The following is a 19,994-nucleotide window of genomic DNA, read 5'->3' as shown; positions in this document are numbered from 1 at the left end:
GCCTACGACAAATCCGGCAATGTGGGCGAACCACGCGACGTCACTTGTGCCGCTGGCGCTTGAGGCGTTGAGCAATTGAATGACAAACCATCCACCGAGTACGATTAGTGCTGGTACGCGAAGGATGAAATAAAATACGAGTACCAGTATTCGCGCGCCGGGATATGCCGCCAGATAGCCTCCCAATATTCCCGCTATGGCGCCGCTGGCGCCCACCATTGGTATGGTGGATTCCGGTTCGGAGAGCACATGTGCCAGTGTTGCTATCACGCCGCAAAATAAATAGAAGAACAAGAATCGCGCACGTCCCAGTGCTGCTTCGATATTGTTCCCAAATATCCACAGGTACAGCATGTTGCCGCCCAGATGTAATATGCCGCCGTGCATAAACATCGACGATAATAGCGTGATATACAGGGGGATGGGTGTGGGAGAGATTGCATCCGTGCCGTGCATGATTTCAAAGGGGATCGCCCCATATCGCGCGATAAATACATGAAATCCGATGTCGCCCAATAACCAGGCGTACACGAAGATGCCCACGTTGGCCAGCAATATGCCGATTATCAATGCGGGGATACGACCGGAAGGCGTTTCGTCTTTGAGGGGGATCATCATGGCTATTTGATCCTGAATGCCGTGGTGCGCCGCGATTCATTGCCACAGATGTCGCGTACGATAACTTCCAACTTGTGCGATCCGGGGGACAGGGGTTTTCGCGGTTTGGCAAAGATGCGATTTTCTTCCGGGTCGTATTCCACAATGAGAGCGTTGCCGTCAATGCGCATCACCATGTCTTCCTCTCGCCATATACCCGAAGATGTATCCCATATAGAAGCAGCAACCCTAGGCTGGCGCTGTGCGAGTACTGTGCCGTTGGCGGGGGTTATGCTGGCAATTTTGGGGGGTACAGTGTCGGCGAGCAATGCAAATACGCCAAAGTTTCGCACGTTTCCCGTTATAGTACCTGTCTTTGAATTGCGTTCCTTATCGACAAAGGTCCAGCTATTTCTTCCGTTCCATTTATAGATGCCGAGTTTGTCTATATTGGGATGATCCCGAGGATATAAAAACGCGATTTCCGCTCCTTTGAATGCCACATCTCCGGGCATTATCCGAAACGCAGTTCCCACCATGCGTTTGTCCTTTATCTGACTTTCGGGCACGATGCGTCCATACAGGGTTTCGTAAACGCCCTCTTTCTCAAATCGCACCCGCACCAATCCGTCATCCGAGCGCATTTCTCCGCTGTCTTGTGTGACGGTTTGCTGGGTGATCCGCAGTTTCTGTGTTTGTCCGTTTGTCTCAATTTGTACATCTATGTCGTCGGCGTGTTTTTCATCAAATGGAATGACAGTCTGATATGTTTTCAAACCTGTCTGTTGAACTGCGAGGGTTCGCGTCCATTGTTTGGAAAGTTGTGCTCGAACGGTTGGTATTTCTGATAGTGTCCGATTGGTTGTGATATGGACAACTGCAAAGGTGGGGAAATACGATATTTTGCTGGTTATTTTCGGGTTGTGCTCTGGTGAATTTTTTGAGGGAAATTTTCTATTTGTGTTCTGTACCCGCAGAAATACGACTGCTTTTGCGCGGTTCCCCTTTACATCTTCGGCAATGATCTGCAGGCGGTGTACGCCCGGCGAGAGTTTATGTCCCGCACCGTTGGTTTTTGTTCCCGCAAATAATACGCCTGATCCTTCTTTGTAATCGCCGTAGAAAGGCAGGCGATTGCCGGGTTTGCGATACAGGCTGTGAAATCGCCCCAGGCCGCGACGGCTCATATAAAAGTCATAGGCGAGTTCTCCGTGGCGGGTTACGTCGTATCCAAATAGGCCACAGGTTTTTTGAAATATTTCTTCGCCATTTATCAGGAGTCGCATGCGGTAAGGGGCTAAGCGATTTGTCAGTTGAGACTCATTTGCGCGGTCAAATGCTTTCAGGCCAATGCCTATGGGCCCCCAGACGGTTACGGTATCGGGATGTGTGAAGATTTTTTCTTTTCTTCGATAGGCGAGGCGATGTGATACTGGCTTGTGTCCGCCTTTGACCCGTGCATTTGCGTTTAAGGGTGCGAGGCCGACCGCCTGTATGGTTGGGGGTATGGTGTCTTTGATGTCAAATCCATGGAGCAGGGGATTGATGGGGCGGTGTTTTGCGTCGCGCAATTCGAAGTGTAGATGCGGTACGCCAATGCCCGTGCTGCCCGAATATCCCACTATTTCTCCGCGTTTGACGGGGATTTGGTCGGGGCGAAAATACAGGTTTACGCTGTATGTTCCGCGGCGGTCTTGCTCTTGCTGGACGTATTTTTCGATGGGTTTGGAAAATCCCGATAAATGCGCCCAAAGCGCGAACAGACCATTGTCGAGTTGAACATATACCACGCGCCCGTATCCCCAGGGCGATGTGCGGACCCGCCAGACGTATCCGTCGGCAATCGCTGTGACGGGATATCCCTCTTTGCCATAGGTTTTCAAGTCGATGGCCGCGTGCAATCGCCCGCCCCGATATTCACCAAAGGTCGAGGTCAATGCCGGAGGGGCATCCATGGGCCAGTGATAATTTTCTGCGTGTGCAGTGATGAGGAGGGATAGGAGGATATAAATTATGGCAGATAGACGGAGCATGTAGGAATTCAGAGCGGTTGTAAGTCGTTCTTTAATTTTTGTCGCATTGAGTATAGGGCTTTTACCCACCCTCGTCAAGAAGCTGAATTGCTTGCATTTATAGAAAAAAACCTTGCCAGCACCAAGTCCAACAAGTAGATTACAAAACTGGTGTGGGTGGCATCCTGCATAATCCTGTCTAATGTGTACAACTTCGGCAGAAGTTTATCCTGTTTATCCTGATCCTATCTGGAGGAGAAGTTCCAATGCTCGCTCAAATGCGTAGTGCTACTTTTATCAAGGCGATGATGATTATTGTTGCGGTTGCTTTTGTCGGCCTTATGGTGTTTGAATGGGGAGCTGATTTTAGCAGTCGGGGTTTCGCCGCTATTGGTGATAATATCGGTTCTGTGAATGGTCAGGATATTTCTGTTAAGCAGTTTGAGGCCGAAGTCCAAAATGGCCTTCAACAGGCCAGGGCGCAAGGCAATGAAGATCCCGATGTCAGCCAGATTATCTCGCAGACCTGGGAACGCGTGGTTACGCAAACCCTGTTCGGGCAACAAATTGACAAATACGGTATTACAGTTTCCGATTCTGAAGTCAATCACATCAACCGCACACAACCCGCCGAGTGGATACAACAACAGGATTTTTTTCAGACCGATGGCACATTTGATCTGGCGAAATACAATCAGTTTCTCGACGATCCCAGTACGTACAGTGATCCCCGAATGAAGCAGTTTGTTCTGTTTGCCGAAGAGAATGCGCGAAGTCAGTTGCTTTCGCAAAAGCTCGAGACCCTTATTGTTGGTTCGGTCAAAGTTACCGATGCGGAGGTCGAGCAGGCGTATATCGAGCGCAACGAAAAAGTGCGCGTGTCTTATGTGGGGTTTGATGTCAATGCCATTCCCGATTCGCTCGCGCTGGTCGCGGATGCTGAGATTCAAGCTTATTACGAGGGCCGTCGGGACGAATACGAACAAGATGCCGCCATACGCGCGGCCTTTGTTTCGCTCCCCAAAATAGCGACCGCACGCGATGAGGCAGAAGCCAAAGCCGAGATTGATCGGGTTTTTGCCGAGGCTAAGAGTGGTGAGGATTTTGCCGAGCTTGCCAGGGCGTATTCCGATGGGCCAAGTGGCCCGCGCGGTGGCGATCTCGGCTTTTTTGGGCGGGGTCGCATGGTCAAGCCTTTTGAAGATGCGGCTTTTGCGCTCGATGCGGGGGAGATATCCGAGCCGGTTAAAACGCAGTTTGGCTGGCATGTTATTAAGGTGGAGGAGACGCGCGGCGCGGCTGATAGTCTCGAGGTTCACGCGCGGCATATTCTGGTTGAGGTGCGTCCCGGGCGCGATACGCTGGATAGTTTGCGCGTGCTTGCCGAGGAGTTTGCAGAGATAGCCGAGGATGTCGGGTTTGACGCAGCTATCAACCAGAGGGATTTGCAAAGTCAGGACTCGGAGTTTATTACCGCTGGCAGCTTTTTCCCTCTGCTGGGCAATAGCACGTCGGGGCTGGTCAACAAATTCCTGAACGGTTCTCTGGGAGATGTTTCCAGTGTTTATGAAAATGATCAGGGTATCCACGTTTTCGCTTTGCGAGAGATCCGCGAGGCGGGTCCTCGGCCTCTGGATGAGGTTAAACCGCAGATTGAGGCGAGTTTGAAAAATAAAAAGAAGGTCGAGGTTGCCGCCGGTCGGCTGGCCGAGGTGATGGGGCAGATTAAGACGGGTAAATCTCTCGAAGAGGCCGCCGAGTTTTTCAATCTCACGGTTCAGGCGCCAGAGCCTTTTGCGCGCACGGGCTTTGTTCCCAGCGTGGGCAGTCGCAACGCTTTTGTGGGCGCGGCATTTCGTTTGTCAACGGGTCAGACGAGTGAGGTCGTCAAGACGGACCGCGGAGCTTATATTTTGCGCGTGGAGGAAAGACAATCTGTTGATGAGACGGGTTTAGCGTCGGCAAAAGTGACGTTGTTGCAGCAGGTGCTTTCACAAAAACGCCAGGAGGTTTTCGCGGCCTGGTTTACCGATTTGCGAGAGAATGCCGAGATTGTCGATTACCGTCACTTCTTCTACTCCGATTATTAGAGGGCCGGACACGTGATTCGCCTTGCCTTGGCGCAAATTAATGTCACCGTAGGTGATCTTGCGGGCAACCGTGAAAAAATTCTCGACTATGTTCACAGAGCGCGTGATTTGGGGGCGCATGTTGTCGTTTTTCCCGAACTCGCGATTCCGGGCTATCCGCCCGAGGATTTGCTTTTTAAGCCCCGGTTTATCCAATCCAATCTCGATGTGTTGAATGAACTCGTTCGGACGACGCAGGGTATTGCTGCGATTTTCGGTTTTGTGGATCGTCACGACGATATCTACAATGCCGCGGCGATTGCTTGCGATGGGCGCTTGATCGATGTTTATCACAAGGCCTATTTGCCCAATTACGGCGTCTTTGACGAAGACCGCTATTTCCAATCTGGGAAGACCGCAGGGGTGTACCGCCTCAATGGTATCACTTTTGGGGTTACGATCTGCGAAGATATCTGGTATCCCGGCGGTCCCGCAAGGCAACAAGCACTTGCCGGCGATGCCGAGGTGCTGATCAATATTTCTTCCTCTCCTTTTCACGATGGCAAAGAGTTGTTGCGCGAGCAGATGATTGCTACGCGCGCGACGGATAATAGTGCTGTTCTGGCTTTTTGCAATCTGGTTGGCGGGCAGGATGAGTTGATTTTTGATGGGGGTAGCCTGATTGTCGATCAGGAAGGGCGCGTTGTTGCGCGGGCACCCCGGTTTGAGGAAGATCTGCTGGTGGCGGATGTTGATGTTGAAGCTGTTTTTCGCAACCGTCTGCACGATTCGCGGCGGCGCAAGGAGAAGCGCGATGTTTCTGCTCCTGTCGCTATTGATCTGCCGGATTTGAACCCCAAAGCTGTGTGTCTTTCTCCGTCTGAGAGACCAGATTTTCCGCGTCCAGATGAGCGTCTCAAGAATATTTACGATGCGCTTGTTCTGGGTACGCGCGATTATGTTGTGAAGAATGGGTTTGAGAAGGTTTTTATCGGGTTGTCCGGAGGGATTGACTCGGCGCTTGTCACGGCTGTTGCACACGATGCGCTGGGGCAAGAGAATGTGGTGTGTGTGACGATGCCCACTCAGTTCTCTTCAGAGGGTACGTTTAACGATGCCTTGCAGATGGCGGGCAATCTCGATATCCGCATTCTGACGCTGCCGGTTCAAAAGTTGTTTGACCAGTATCTCGGTTTGCTTGCCGATGAGTTTGGCGATTTGCCTTCTGATACTGCGGAGGAGAATATCCAGCCGCGCATTCGCGGTACTTTGCTGATGGCGCTTGCCAATAAGTTCCGGGCGCTGGTGCTGGCGCCGGGGAATAAGAGCGAGTTGAGTATGGGGTATGCGACGCTTTACGGCGATATGGCGGGTGGTTTTGCGGTTATTAAGGATATTTATAAGACGCTTGTTTACGATCTGGCGCATTATCGCAATGGTCTGTCGGATCATCCCGTTATTCCTCTTTCGATTATCGAGCGACCACCCACGGCTGAGTTGCGCGATGATCAGAAAGATACGGATAGTTTGCCGCCTTATCCGGTGCTGGATCCGATTCTCAAAGCGTATGTTGAGGACGATACGAGTTTGCAAGATATTATTGCGCTGGGCTATGACGAGGAACTCGTTACGCGGGTTATACGCACGGTGGATATCAACGAGTACAAACGCCGTCAGGCGCCTCCGGGTATCAAGATTACGCCCCGCGCATTCGGACGCGATAGGCGATTGCCGATTACGAATCGGTGTCGGGAGTATTAGGTGGAGGATGCTATGAGATCCCGTGTGATTTTAGTAACACTATGTTTCTTTTGGATGATGTCGCATACGTCATCCATCCGAGCAGAAGAATCATGGCAAAAAGTAGAAGTGGGGCCAGATAAGGGGAGCTATAAAGGGAAGTTGTGGGGTTTGGACGCTCTTGCAAGGTTTGAAAATGATCAAAAGTTTGTCACATTTACTGTTAATCAGCAGTATTCCTCTGTGAAAGCCGCAGTCGAGACCTGTAGGCGAGTGGGTGGCCTGGCTGAGGGGGTCATAAGCGAGTACGGTTCCTTTGACATTGTTCGCGAGATTAATCAACGCGCAGTGATTAATATTTTTCCCGGTCTCGTTGAGATCAACCAACAAGCCCACCGACAGGTGATATTTACAGCCCCTTGCAATATATCAATCCAAAATAAAGACAATCCCAAAATCCGCACTGATCTCAGCGTCGAAGACAAAAGCACCACGTTCAGGATGCAACTTACATTGCCAATAAAGACGCAGTAGTTGCAAAAGGATATCCAGGCGCAGCACAAGGAAGTATTTTAATAAAAAGAGAGCGAGCCAAAAAGGACTCGCTCTTTTCATTTTTGAGAAATAGAAAACAGCCCAGGGGGTCAGCCTCTGGGCTGTTTATTGTGTGTCATACCATACGCCTAACCCACGGGTTTGCCAAAGGTACTGGCAAATATCAGAAAGTCTGAGAATACGACCGCACCATCCCCGTCCAAGTCTGCCGCGGGATTGTATTCTGGTTCCCCTTCCATCGTGCCAAAGGCAGAAGTAAAGAGCAGGAAATCAGAGAAATCGACATCACCATCACGATCTATATCTCCATTCCGTGCCAGAGGCGGTCCGTGGCGCATCACCATAAGGGCCTGGAACATCGTTTCAGAAAGAGATACTCCCAGAATAGAAACGGTATCTCCTGCCATCAGGTCTGTAATAGGGAAAAAGAGTCGGAGGAGATCATCAGTATTGCCAGAAAAAAAGATCTCGAGAATATCCTCAGCACTTGTTTGACCGAGGGAAACCATCAGGGCGTTTGAAGCATCTATCTGTATTTGTTGGTTGCCGAGTTGAATGATAAACGAATTTGTTTCAACACTTACACTTTGAACATTGATCTCCATAATTTCAGAAATTACTGGCTCTGGTTCTTCTGGTGGTATTTGCAACACTATTTGTAAATCTGTCACGCTTTTCCCATCGACGACCTGAACCAATTCTGTAGGATCGACCTCGCCCGTCAAGAGATTGACCCCTTTATACCCAAATATCTGAATCTCCTGGCCGGTTTGTTCGTTCACCAGACGATGTGCCATCAATATCGCGTAAGATCCATCCGGCACATGTTTCAAATCAAATGTCATTTGTTCATTGGAATCGGTAATGCGGACAAAAGACCATAAAATAAAATCATCGAATTCTTCCAGTAATGGAAAAATAAGTCTAAATCGTTCAGGGGCAATAAGCGCAGCCCCAGCAAAACGATCATCGCTTACTGTAAAACCATCAGGCAAGGTCTCCACAATTCCCACACCGGAAATGCTAGCACCTGACATTTCTGCGGTCCCCAAAAAATACTGCTGCTGTTCATCAATAGGATCTATGTCCGATGCACCAAAAAGGACTTGATAGGTGGCACCTTCTGGCAGGCTGATGGTGCCTGTTAATGTCAAGCTATCTGGACTAATGGCCAGATCCTGCGCGATTGTGATATCTAAAAGCAGATCAATAGGATAGGAAATAACATCTCGGTCAATATCAAAGTACTTAGTGATAGTTACCTGAGTAATGCTGTCGCCATCGAAATAGGGCAAAGTTTCAGGTTCCCTCAATTCGTTAAAAGTTACGACTGGTTTATTCATTGTGATTTCAAATCTCTGCATGCCACTCGGCACAGGTGGATTCTTCACATCTTCCTGGAGTGTTATGCCGCCTATCACAAATGAGGTCACAGCCGTCTCAATCTCCTGTCCCCATATAGGGCTTCCCATCACGCCAGTAGCTATTGCTACCACGAGGATCCTGCGAATACATGTTGACATGGCAGATTGCATTTTAACCTCCCGTTCTTCGCCCATAAGGAAAACCGAGGCCGACACAGGCGGAGATCGCTCGGTTTTTGATGCTGGTTTCTGCATTGAAGTTAGATGCTGTTGCCGAATTGGTGGGGAGGGAGTCTGCGATTAGAAAAACGGCTATTTGTAGCCTGAATGCAGGCTCTGTAAGCCCGTTTAGTTGCATCAACACAGATTCGGAATTCGGCAACAGCATTGCTTTGATGGAGAGTTTAGGGCTTGTTTTTCAAGCCTGTGATTGTACTGATCGCTGCTCTATCTCTCTATTTTGTTGGTTTATTCTACTCATCATCGTGCGCAAGGCTTCGGATCGAACTTTATCGCCCCAGATAGCATAGAGTAAGGCGAGATGAGCCAAATAATCGCGTTTTGTTATCAGTGTCTGAACATTCATAAGTCACCTCAGTAAAATCTGATTGTTGTTATTCTCTCGCACATTCTATAAAGCAAGATGCGTGCCATAAATTTGTTAAAATAAAAAAAAGCACTTGAAAATGCTCAAGTGCTTGAAAAACAAAAAGATAAAATTTTTATGGTCTAAGTACTATAAGTCGTAACTTTTTGTGAAGTGTATAATTTTTTATACGATTAAAAAAGAAGCCACGAAAAAATTATACACCTCACAAGGTCACGTCCAATTTGCTAACGCATCTTTAGACGCGCCATCTTTTTTATTAGACCATCGCGGGTCAACCCCAATTCTTTAGCCGCATGCGTGATATTGTCTGCGTGTTTCTTGAGCACATCCTGGATTATATGTTTTTCAAACTCCGCGACCCTCGCTTTTAAATGGCCTTTAGTCTGTGTCTCTATCCTCAGGCTATCTCCAATAGGCTCTGGGAACAAATCAGGCGTAATTTCACGACCTTCTTCTGACAGGGCAACGGCTCGCTCTATCACATGCATCAATTCTCGGACATTGCCCGGCCAGGTATATTCGCACAATACATCCATCGCCTCAGTTGAAATACCTTGAGCCACTTTTTCGGAGGTCTCGGCAAAGTGGTTCAAAAAGTGATGAGCAAGAAGTTGAATATCTCCATGCCGATCCCTTAGAGGTGGCAGGTGAATCTCAAATGTGTTAATTCGAAAAAATAAATCTTCTCGAAACCTGCCGTCTCCAATCAATACCTCGATATTCTGATTGGTTGCCGAGATGAGACGGATGTCGATTTCTTTCTCCTCATTGCTTCCCAGCCTGCGAATTTTGTGGTCTTCCAGAACGCGCAAGAATTTCACCTGAAGGGGCATGGGCAATTCCCCGATTTCATCGAGAAAAAATGTCCCGCCCCTCGCGTGTTCGATTAACCCGACGCGGTTCTGTTTCGCATCTGTGAATGCCCCCCTTGTATGACCAAATATCTCACTTTCAATAAGAGGCTCTGGCAGGCCCCCGCAGTTGAGCGGCACAAATGGCTTATGGCTGCGCTTGCTATTGGCATGAATACACCGGGCTACCAGTTCCTTGCCCGTTCCGCTCTCCCCTGTGATCAGGACATTGGCATCTATGTCACTGATTTTCCGCATCAGATCAAATACCTGCGTGATCGCTTCACTGTTCCCGATGATGTTTTCAAACCGGAATCGCGTATCCAGCATTTGCTTGAGAGCACTGTTCTCCAACCTCACACGCCGCAGTTTCAATGCCCGTTCTATTACGATTAAAAATGCATCTGGATCAAATGGTTTCCGAACAAAGTCGAACGCGCCTGTTCTGATCGCTTTCACTGCACTCTCAATGGTTCCGTATCCGGTAAAGACAATCACAACAGCCTCTTGATCGCGTGCCATAATGCTTTCAAGTACAGCCATCCCGTCCATTCCGGGCATTTTCAAATCCACTATGACCAGATCGGGGTTTTCAGTCTCGAATAACGCGATTCCAGCCTCACCCGAATCTGCTATGACAACAGTGTACCCCGCTGTCTCCAGAAACTTCTGGCAACCGCGCAACATATCCGGTTCGTCATCTATTACGAGGATCTTCTCTTTTTGCATATCTCTTACTCTGTTATGGGAAGATAAATCTGGAACTCGGTACCTTTACCTCTTTGACTGCTCACCTCAATCCGGCCTTTGTGCTCTTGAATTAAACCATAACTGACCGAAAGACCCAGGCCGGTTCCTTCACCCACTTCTTTGGTTGTAAAAAAAGGATCAAATAGATGGCTGAGATGTTCTTCCTCAATGCCTATGCCTGTATCTCTTATCCGGACCACCACCCAATCTTCATCTGTTTGGTCTGTCTCCAATGTCGTTGATACGGTCAAAACACCGCCACCGGGCATCGCTTCAATCGCATTGTTAAACAGATTCAACAACACCTGCTCAATGCGTATGGGATCCAAAAACACTTTGGGCAAATTGTCTGCCAATTCGGCCTGATACACAATGTCCTGATTTTGCAGCGTATTTTCAACCAGTCTCAAGGCCGTATGCACGGTCTGGTTGACATTGATCCAGTCAGGGCTGAAAGATCCCTGCCTGGAAAAAGCCTGTAGCCCCGATATGATCTGCCCGATCTTATTGTTCTGGCGTTGAATGACCCTTAGTGTCTCGATCAGGTCCTCTGGCAATTTTTGACTTTCGATATTTTGCATCACACTGGCAATATGGAGTTTGATAATGCTCACGGGGTTGTTCACCTCATGTGCAATCCCGCTAATCAATCTACCCACGGCTGCGAGTTTGGTTGATTGCACCAATTGCTCCTCCAAAAGTATGCGCTCTGTCATGTCGCGGATAATGCCTGTAAACACCTGCTTGTCTTTTAAGGGGACCTCACTGACAGCCAGATCCATTGGAAATTCAGTCCCATCTTTACGCAGTCCATTCACTTCTCGTCCAAATCCGATAATTTTGGGCACGCCGGTTTTGAGATATCTACTGATATAGCCATCGTGTTCACTTCGGTAGGGTTCGGGCATCAGCATTTTGACATTGTTTCCGATCACTTCCTCAGCACGGTAGCCGAATATCTTCTCGGCAGCGGAATTGAATGTTTGTACAATCCCCTGAGTGTCAATCGTAATAATCGCGTCAACGGTGGTTTCCAGGATCGCCTTGTAATGGCTCGCCGCCTCTTCAAGTTCTGTGAGGATTTGGTCTCTGTGTCCATCCCTGCTTACACCCGCAGGGACATGCCTGTTACTCTGTGGTTCGTCCTGAGCTTTCATCATACTACCTCGGAATTTTGGTCTAATGGACAGGTACATTTTCTGCCCTTTTTTTGGTGTTGTCAAGTCAATAGTCTGAAAGTTTAGAAACTAAAATAAAATATCTAAGGGAATACAGCAGGTCAAATCATCGCGTACTCCCAACCAAATGTGTGAATTGTGTGAAAGAAAATACTTGATAATGGACATTGAATGACACAAGTTATTTTTAAATTAATTTTTTCTATTGATTATTGATACCATGTAAACAGATGGAGATCATCTCGGAGGGATCGCCATCATGTATAACATAAATGTGTTGGATTGCCAACTATAGAGACTAAGATAAGCCCCAAAAACAATTCAAGAAAAGGACTTATTTATCAGATGAGAATTCCCAAGCGAATCCAAGCCTACGCTGGCCGCAAGGCCCTCGTTGACGGCATCCCGTTCACCATGCCCGTCGTTTGCAAGAACTCCCCTGTCCTGATGGCCCTGTTTCCGATCAACGCTGACAAAGCCGCCAAGCTTCTCGAAGGAGAGGAGATTTACCCCATCCATTTTAGAGGGACGGGGGTGTTGATCGTCACCGTCGTTGATTACCGGGACACAGTTATCGGCAAATACATCGAATACAGCATCGGAATCGCCTGCACACACAACACAAGTACCTGTAAATTCAAACTGCCAGGCTTTTTTTTTAAGACACTCAGCGTCGGGCAATACGTCGTTGATTTGCCCGTTTCCAGCGAGGTCTCCGTCAAGGGCGGCAAGGGCATTTGGGGCATGCCCAAACACCAGGCACCGCTCAATTTCATCATGGGAGACGACAAGGTCAGCAGCCAATACGATTTGGACGGACAACTTTGCACCTACGTCGAAATTGATCGCCCTCCCTCTACTGTAATTCCTGTGAAAATGAAGGCATCAAACTTCTGCGCCTTCCGCGGCATGCTGTGGAAATCCGATATCTTCTTCCGCGGCAAGGCGGGATTTTGTCTCGGTAGCCGCGCGAAAGCCAAATTCATCGTCGGCGACCATCCGCGCGTCCAAAAACTCAAGGCACTCGAAATTGGGCCCGATCCAATTGCCACCGCCTTTATCCCATCCGCCGAAGGAACCTTGGATGACCACTTCGAGACCTGGTTTCTGACCTATGACACGATGCCCAAAATGCCGCCCGAAGGCATGGAAAGCGTCGTCAATCTCGGCCTCAGCGAAGAATGGCCTCCCCCTCCCGACGTACCCGTTCCTGGCATAGCCACCCCAAAACAAGCCCGGACCTAACGGCTGATGACCATATCATCCCGACATACCCCATGCGGCGCGCCTTCCGCGAACTACCGCGGCCCTAAAAGATCGCTCGTTCTCTCCGGTGGAGGCGTTCGTCTCTCCTACCAAGCCGGGGTCATCAGGGCCTTGATCGAGCATGGACTCGTCTTCCATCACCTGGACGGCACTTCCGGCGGTAGCCTTAATCTGTCTATGCTCCTCTCGGGGCTTTCTCTCGAAGAGATGTGCCAAAGGTGGCGAACCCAGAATCCGAAACATTTCATGGGGTTTCTGTCCATCAAAGATTACCTCGACCCCGCCAATCTTACCGCTGCGGGATCTGCCGATGGCGTACTGGACAAAGTCTTCCCTCATTTGGGAATCGACGCCGAATGCATCCGCCGAGCAGCCGGCCTCGTCGGCACCTACAACGTGCTCAATTACAACGACAAACGCGTCGCCGTCATCGAACATACGGATATCGAGACCGACCTTATCGTCGCTGGCATGTCGTTGCCCGGCGTGATGCCGCCGGTCGTCAAAAATGGGATCACCTATCTCGACACCGGATTCATGCAGGACGCCAATCCCCTAGAAGCCGTTCGGCGCGGCGCAGAGGAGATTTGGCTCGTCTGGGGTATGGGCAATACGCCGACCTACCGCGGCGGCGGCTTGCGTCTCTACGTGCAAATGCTTGAAATGAGCGCCAACGGCGCACTGAACGTACAAATGGAACGTATCGCCGAACTCAACCGGCGCATCGCCAACGGCGATTCTCCCTATGGCCAAACCCGGCCAGTCACCCTTCACGTCATCCGTCCGGACTATCCTCTTCCATTGGATTCGGATCTCTTTTTAGGTCACATTGATCACGCCACATTGATCCACATGGGCTACGCCGACGCTCGCTGCTACCTCGCCACCATGAAACCCGAAGGCATCCCACCCTCCTACAAAGCCACCCAAATGCAAGAAGCCGAGCCGGGTGTCCGCTTTCGGGAATCCATGTCCGGCGGTTTCTCGCTCGGAGCGGACGACCCGAAGAAAGGTGCTGAACGTGGAAAGGCGAACAATACCGAATTCACGATCCAGGCGACCATCGACATCAAAGACGTCGAAGCCTTCGTCCGTGATCCCGAGCACACGGGAACCCTGATCGGAAGCGTCAACTTCACGCCTTTGGGAGGGGACTGCCCCGTTTACAACGGCGCGTTCAATCTCTTTTTTTCTGCGGACGATCCGGACACCAAACTCATAATCTACGAATTAACTTTCGATCACGACGGAAAAGCCTACCGATTCTCGGGAAATAAGGAAGTCAGGGATGATCCCGGCTTCGACCTTCTGTCCGACATTACGACCCTCTATGCCACACTGCATGAAGGTCCGGACAAAAGCGGTCCGATCATCGGTGCTGGCGTTTTGAAACTGAACTTCGGCCAATTGGCAGGTATAGTGAAAACCATCACAGCTACCAACGCCTCTGGTGTAAAAGAGAAAGCGCGTGTTTTGCGCAGGTTCGGAACATTCTTTTTGGGAGAACTCTGGGAAAAATACGCCCGATTTGCCGTCTGATCAGCAGCAGGAGATCCCCATGGGATTACACTCCGACTGGAATATTTTCGATCCTGAAGCACCGCCTCGGCAGAAACGTCCATTGCAAGTGGACCCGCCCGACGCATTCCATTTTCTCGCTGGGGACGGTACTCCGTTACGTCTCACCCGCTACCAGGGCGGCTCCAAGGGACCGGTAATTCTCTCTCACTGCATTGGGGTCTCCAGCCTGATGTACGCCACCGACACCATCGAAACCAATCTGCTGGAGTATCTCTACGCCAGAGAGTTCGATGTGTGGCTCTTGGATTTTCGGTTCAGCATCGAGCTACCTGCCTCCCGCAACCAAGCCACCATGGACGACGTGGCCACCCAAGATTACCCAGCAGCGGTGTCCAAAGTTCGAGAGTTGGCCGGAGCGGATAGCGTCCAGGTGGTGGCCCACGGAGTAGGCTCCTCTACCTTTTCCATGGCACTGCTGGCAGGATTGTCGGGGGTGCGCGCCGCTGTATGTTCTCAGGTGTCCACGCATCTCTTCGTGCCGACCATCAACCGAATTAAGACCGGGTTATGCCTGTCGTCGGCTATCGCCGCCGTGGGCTTCAAACACCTGACCGCCTATGTGGATGTCCACTCAGACTGGAAAAATCGACTGTATGACCGCTTCTTGACCATGTATCCTATTCCGAAGAAAGAGCGATGCGATAGTCCGGTTTGTCGCCGTATCACTTCCATCTACGGGCCCCTGTGGGAGCACGATAAGCTCGGTGATCAGACGCATCACGCTTTACACGAGATGTTTGGCGTGGTGAACCTTAAAGCTATGAAGCAGTTGGCACTGATTACTCGCAAGAACCATCTGGTCAACTCCCGAGGTGAAGATGTCTACCTCCCCCACCTCAAACGCATGGCCCTACCCGTCGCCTTTATTCACGGCGATGAAAACGACTGTGTGTTGCCCCGCAGCACCGAAACTACCTATGATCTGGTAAGAAAAAAAAACGGTAAAGAACTATATACCCGGTACGTCATACCCCAATACGGCCATGTGGATTGCATCATTGGAGAGAAGGCCGCCCAAGACGTGTACCCTCAAATTTTAGATCACCTGGAAGCGACCCAATCGGTGTAGAGAGGCGGAGGGATACGAGGTAGCCGATACTAATACTATAGTCGCGGATAGACGGTTTAGCCCTTCCAAAGCCAATTTCATCAAGTTGGTCAATAGGGTTTAGCGATCAAGTTCGTGGAGAATGGTAGGATAGGTGTCGCGAACCGCATTCTTGCCCATGAAGATATCGAGGTGACTATAGGTCGGAAAAAGATGGAGAGTGTGATAATTCTTGCGATGGCCGTCAAAATAGTTGAAGGATTTTACCTGGCTTTTGTAGAGAAAACAGCGATTCCGGCGACCGGCCAAAAACGCAATACGCGCATCTGTCTGCGGTTCTTGAGCACAGAAGTCGGCAGGCAGTTCTTCAAGCCCTTCGACCGAGATTAGATTGCCCTGTTTTACGCAGCGGGCCATCTGCTGAAAGAACTGCAAGGGCACGTTGCCGAACTCGTTTTTAAGCCATTCGTGCGTGGCGTCATTGAGATTCTCGTGGCGCCAGAGGGCTGGAAAGCCCGATCCGTATGTAAAGCTCACCTGCTTGCAGACAGGGTTGTTGCATTCGTGGTGCGTCAGATTGACAAAGAACTGGATCAGCTTAGCTACCAGCGAGGGAGCCTCCAATCCCCATTGGGGATTGAGGTAATCGGTCACCATTTTCAACATGGGTACGGCTATGTTTAGTTTAAGAACGGACCAGGCCGGTACAATAGGATGCAGCGATACGGCATTGGTGACGATGGTTGTCACCTGAGGAATAAGGCCGGCCACTGCCGACATCATGAAACTGGTTGAGCCCTGGCAATGGATAATGGCTTTGACCTGATTGCTGCCGGTGGTTTTGACCACGGTCTCGACCGCGGCGGGGTGGTCATAGGCGGCCGCCTGATCGAGGGTCCACAGATTTTTGTCGAAATTAATGCTGGCGCGCCAATTCTCCAGCCAGACATCGTAGCCGTGGTCTATGAGGTACTGTACCAGCGTGGTTTCGACAGGAGCCCTGAAGATATTGGCCCTGACGCCGGCACCGTGGACGAGCAACACAGGCCCTTTTGAAGGCTTTTGAGGGCCTTCTACATGGATGAGATTGCCCTCAAATTGGTCTCGTGCAGTAAAAGGGACGACGGTCTCCTGGTAGGAGGAGGCCGAATTTTTACCAGGCATGGTTTCCTCTTGAAAAAAGGCTTCTTAGATAAGACCGTACGTCCTGTGCAGAACCCGCGTGAAAAATGCGCCGAATCTGGCGGTGGCCTTTAGTGCATCCGCTACGGACGCCGCGTTAATGGCCTTCATGGTCGTGAGTTGTTTCATGAAATCCTCTGGTTTAATTTTGAGTATGCCTTTGCCCAGTAGTTCGCCCTGATCGTCCTCACCCCGCCAGACCGAGATATACAGGGTGGTCGTATCCGACCACATATCCGGTCCAAAGTCATCCCGCAACACCTTATAACCGTAAAAATAAAACTGGTCACCTATTTCAGAGGTGAGTTTCATGCGGTATTTCATGTTCTTGGTACCGGGTTCATCTGGATTGTCCACGAACAGGTTGAAGTGTCCATCGGTGACAGTCAGAGGTTCATCCGAAAGTGCCGGGGCAATGACGGACCCGATCATGCGCGCAGGGTGCTGGTCGTTCTCGATCATATATTCCATATCGTCTGACTGGATGGTCAGGATAAACTGGAAATCCGAATCGTCCTTTTCGCCCTGGTCATAGGCGTCCTGAAAATCGTCTTTGACTTTGGTGGAAAAGTAGCCTTTCATCGTCTCGGTAAAGCGTATGCCGATCTTGTCCTGGCTCACAGGCTGCTGGAGCGGCGCAGCAGAGGGCAAATCTACGTTGTAGTGCCAATCCTGGTCCCGATCCTCGGCGATTAGAGCGCAACACCGTTCCGAGATGGCCGAGATAGTCAACAAGGGATTTACCCCCACCGGTCTGGGAATGACAGATCCGTCAGTGACGTAGAGCCCCTCGTAAGCCTGCGTGCCATCGGTGCTGGCGAACACCTGTCCTTTGTGGTTCACCACCCCGCGCTGGGCATTCCTGCCCATGACGCAACCACCCAGCGGATGCACGGTCACCAGGTCGTGGCCGAAAAACTCGGACCAGAGCAAATTCTTAACGAATATGCCCTTGTGCGCTTCAGTGACCCTGATGAGGTTTTCGTTGACTTTTTCGAAGATTTCCTGTTTACCGACGCCGGGCCATTTGATACGCAATCTGTCGTCTTGCAAATACATCTCGCCGTTGGCATCGTCGTGGGTCATCACCAGGTATATCTGCGTGTTATTCATTGCGCCTTCGTACGCACCCCGGATCAGGCTCTCTGCCTCTCGGGCAAACTGCCGGGCGTCATCAGCCCAGGTCTTAGCCGTGTCCTTGCCGACCAGTTTGGCCTGAACAGCGAACGCCGCTGGCAACGTGGCAGACAGGGCGCCAGGGATGACTCCTTCCTCAATGATCATGCCATCGTCCAGGTTATCCTGACCGCGCAGATCAATCACGCCGGTGATACACGGCCCCACTGGATCTAAGGTACCGGGTTTTTTATCGCCATGACCGATGCTATTGATTTGACGGTCTGTATTGTAGGCAAACCCCAAAACATCGCCGTTGCCACTGAAGCGCTTGCCCAGCATCTTTGACGTGGTCAGGCCATTTTGTTGCGAACGCAGCAGGATTTCAGTTGAACCGAGTGTCCCGGCTGATAGGATAACGACTTTGGTCCGGACGATCATGGTTGGTGCGTCAAACTTTTCCTGACCCGATTCGACCAATTGGTAATGGACCAGCCAATTGTCCCCCTGTTGCTCTACGTATCGGACAGAGGTGCAGGTGAATATCTCGGCACCATGATTTCTGGCGTCGGGCAGGTAATTCATTTGTGTGGTATTTTTCGCGCGGTAGTTACATCCCGTCACGCAATCTCCGCAGTATTGGCAGGGCCGTTGCTCTACACCTACATGGTTGGGGCCGTCGAGATCAAAATTGACGTTGATTGGAGCACGGGCGAATTTGGCTCCCATCGCCTGTGCCGATTCTTCAAGGGCTTGCAATTTGGGCAATTTGGGTGCGTCTTCTGGATAGAGTCTGGGCAACAGCATCGCCCTGGCACGCTCATAACCCTGTTGGATAAGCCCGTCCTGCCGGATTTCGTCGGGCCATACAGGATCTTCGAATGTCCGATCTTCGGCTTTCAGGGAGACATTGGCGTTAATCAGGGAGGTGCCCCCCAACCCGCACCCCACCAGCACATTTATGTCCTCGTTCAGATTGAAGTCGAATAGATCGGTGCGTCCGCCTGTGTGGCCCATTGCTGAATTTGTCTGAAACTCGTTCAGGGCTTCGACCGGTTCGTCGGGGAAATCTCCCGGTAAGAATTCCTTGCCGCGTTCGAGTACGCAGACCTTTTTGCCAGCGCGGGCCATGCGGCTGGCTGAGATCCCTCCACCATAGCCGGAGCCTACCACGACGACGTCATAGGCGTCTTTAATTTCGTTATTCGGTAATGAAAGTGGTAGCATTGAACTCTCCTTGATTAGCGCGAAAAGATGCTGTTTTCACGGGTTAGTGTCGCCATCGCTTTTTTAATTTTTTTTAGCAAAATGCTTAGCCTGTTGGTATCTGAAACACTTTGAGATCAAACTCGGGCACTACGGATAGGATGTGGTCGAAAATATCCGCCTGAATCGCCTCGTAATTCGCCCATACTGTGTCGTTGCAAAAGACGTAAATCTCTATCGGCAATCCATGTTCCCCTGGTGCCAATTGTCGTACAAAGAATGTCATCTCCTGGTTTATTTCTGGATGACTTCTCAAATACGCGACAATGTATGTCCGAAACGTGCCCACGTTGGTCATGCGCCGTCCATTTACCAGGCTCGACTCATCTACCTTTTGCTCCTGGTTGAATTTTGCGAGTTCGTCTTTCTTGTGTTCGATATAGGTAGCGATGTATTTGATTTTTGAAAACCGCGTCAACATCTCTTCGTCGCAGAATTTGATCGTTTGAATATCTATTAAAATTGACCACTTGATCCGACGCCCACCCGATTCCTGTATGTCGCGCCAGTTCTTAAATGATTCGCTGACCAATGAATACGCTGGAATCGTGATAATTGTTTTGTCCCAATTTTGCACCTTTACGATGGTCAATGCCACTTCAATCACATTCCCATCTACACCGTATTTTGGCATCTCAATCCAATCGCCCACGGCGACCATTTTATTCGCACTCAGTTGTATGCCCGTGACCAGTCCCAGGATCGTATCTTTGAACACCAGCAAAAGCACGGCTGTCAACGCGCCCATTCCACTCAAAAAATATAAGGGACTGCGATTTAAAAAAATTGTGAGAATAAAAATGCTGGCA

14 protein-coding genes are annotated in these 19,994 nt (G+C 50.3%); 6 read left to right on the top strand and 8 right to left on the bottom strand.

The features are described 5' to 3' along the window. The coding region (locus OXH16_09725; protein ID MCY3681666.1) for a rhomboid family intramembrane serine protease at window positions 1-618 on the bottom strand (618 nt) is incomplete at its 3' end. A 2-nt stretch (window positions 619-620) separates the two neighbouring features. Continuing rightward, on the bottom strand, window positions 621-2,630 hold the full coding sequence (locus tag OXH16_09720; GenBank protein MCY3681665.1) for a M23 family metallopeptidase: 2,010 nt from the start codon (window positions 2,628-2,630) through the stop codon (window positions 621-623). A gap of 245 nt (window positions 2,631-2,875) precedes the next feature. Between OXH16_09720 and OXH16_09715 the strand changes: the two genes are divergently transcribed. Genes OXH16_09715 through OXH16_09705 form a run of 3 tightly spaced genes read left to right on the top strand, consistent with a single transcriptional unit; the run spans window position 2,876 to window position 6,952 of the window. Then, window positions 2,876-4,699, top strand: a complete 1,824-nt coding sequence (locus OXH16_09715) for a peptidylprolyl isomerase (GenBank protein ID MCY3681664.1) — start codon at window positions 2,876-2,878, stop codon at window positions 4,697-4,699. Window positions 4,700-4,711: 12 nt separating this feature from the next. Further along, the gene (locus tag OXH16_09710; GenBank protein ID MCY3681663.1) at window positions 4,712-6,439 is read left to right on the top strand and encodes an NAD+ synthase; all 1,728 of its coding nucleotides are present in this window, start codon (window positions 4,712-4,714) and stop codon (window positions 6,437-6,439) included. Further along, on the top strand, window positions 6,440-6,952 hold the full coding sequence (locus tag OXH16_09705; GenBank protein MCY3681662.1) for a hypothetical protein: 513 nt from the start codon (window positions 6,440-6,442) through the stop codon (window positions 6,950-6,952). 149 nt (window positions 6,953-7,101) lie between these two features. Here the strand turns inward: OXH16_09705 and OXH16_09700 are convergent, their stop codons facing one another. The 3 genes from OXH16_09700 to OXH16_09690 all read right to left on the bottom strand — a co-directional run bounded on the left by OXH16_09700 (window position 7,102) and on the right by OXH16_09690 (window position 11,708). Beyond that, window positions 7,102-8,508 carry a hypothetical protein gene (locus OXH16_09700; GenBank protein ID MCY3681661.1) on the bottom strand — a complete coding sequence of 469 codons (1,407 nt, stop codon included), beginning with the start codon at window positions 8,506-8,508 and terminating at the stop codon, window positions 7,102-7,104. Between the two features lie 663 nt (window positions 8,509-9,171). After that, complete coding sequence (locus tag OXH16_09695; GenBank protein ID MCY3681660.1) at window positions 9,172-10,527, bottom strand: sigma-54 dependent transcriptional regulator; 1,356 nt, start codon at window positions 10,525-10,527, stop codon at window positions 9,172-9,174. A gap of 5 nt (window positions 10,528-10,532) precedes the next feature. Further along, the gene (locus tag OXH16_09690; protein ID MCY3681659.1) at window positions 10,533-11,708 is read right to left on the bottom strand and encodes a PAS domain S-box protein; all 1,176 of its coding nucleotides are present in this window, start codon (window positions 11,706-11,708) and stop codon (window positions 10,533-10,535) included. 363 nt (window positions 11,709-12,071) lie between these two features. Here OXH16_09690 and OXH16_09685 point away from each other — a divergent pair, with 363 nt between their 5' ends. From OXH16_09685 to OXH16_09675, 3 genes are read left to right on the top strand one after another with little or no spacing between them, the layout of a single operon-like run. Next, window positions 12,072-12,971, top strand: coding sequence for an acetoacetate decarboxylase family protein (locus tag OXH16_09685; protein MCY3681658.1), 900 nt, complete (start codon window positions 12,072-12,074; stop codon window positions 12,969-12,971). 6 nt (window positions 12,972-12,977) lie between these two features. Further along, complete coding sequence (locus OXH16_09680; GenBank protein ID MCY3681657.1) at window positions 12,978-14,531, top strand: patatin-like phospholipase family protein; 1,554 nt, start codon at window positions 12,978-12,980, stop codon at window positions 14,529-14,531. Window positions 14,532-14,550: 19 nt separating this feature from the next. Then, window positions 14,551-15,642, top strand: coding sequence for a hypothetical protein (locus OXH16_09675; protein ID MCY3681656.1), 1,092 nt, complete (start codon window positions 14,551-14,553; stop codon window positions 15,640-15,642). Between the two features lie 99 nt (window positions 15,643-15,741). Here OXH16_09675 and OXH16_09670 read toward each other — a convergent pair whose 3' ends face one another. The 3 genes from OXH16_09670 to OXH16_09660 form a co-directional block, all read right to left on the bottom strand. Further along, on the bottom strand, window positions 15,742-16,785 hold the full coding sequence (locus tag OXH16_09670; protein ID MCY3681655.1) for an esterase: 1,044 nt from the start codon (window positions 16,783-16,785) through the stop codon (window positions 15,742-15,744). A gap of 24 nt (window positions 16,786-16,809) precedes the next feature. After that, on the bottom strand, window positions 16,810-19,146 hold the full coding sequence (locus OXH16_09665; protein ID MCY3681654.1) for a GMC family oxidoreductase N-terminal domain-containing protein: 2,337 nt from the start codon (window positions 19,144-19,146) through the stop codon (window positions 16,810-16,812). An 85-nt stretch (window positions 19,147-19,231) separates the two neighbouring features. Beyond that, on the bottom strand, window positions 19,232-19,994 hold a 763-nt coding region (locus OXH16_09660; GenBank protein MCY3681653.1), incomplete at its 5' end, for a mechanosensitive ion channel.

The sequence above is a fragment of the Gemmatimonadota bacterium genome, from assembly GCA_026705765.1.
Classification (GTDB): Bacteria; Latescibacterota; UBA2968; order UBA2968; family UBA2968; genus VXRD01.
Note: the sequence above shows the minus strand (reverse complement) of the source record. Positions and strands in the feature narration are given on the sequence as shown.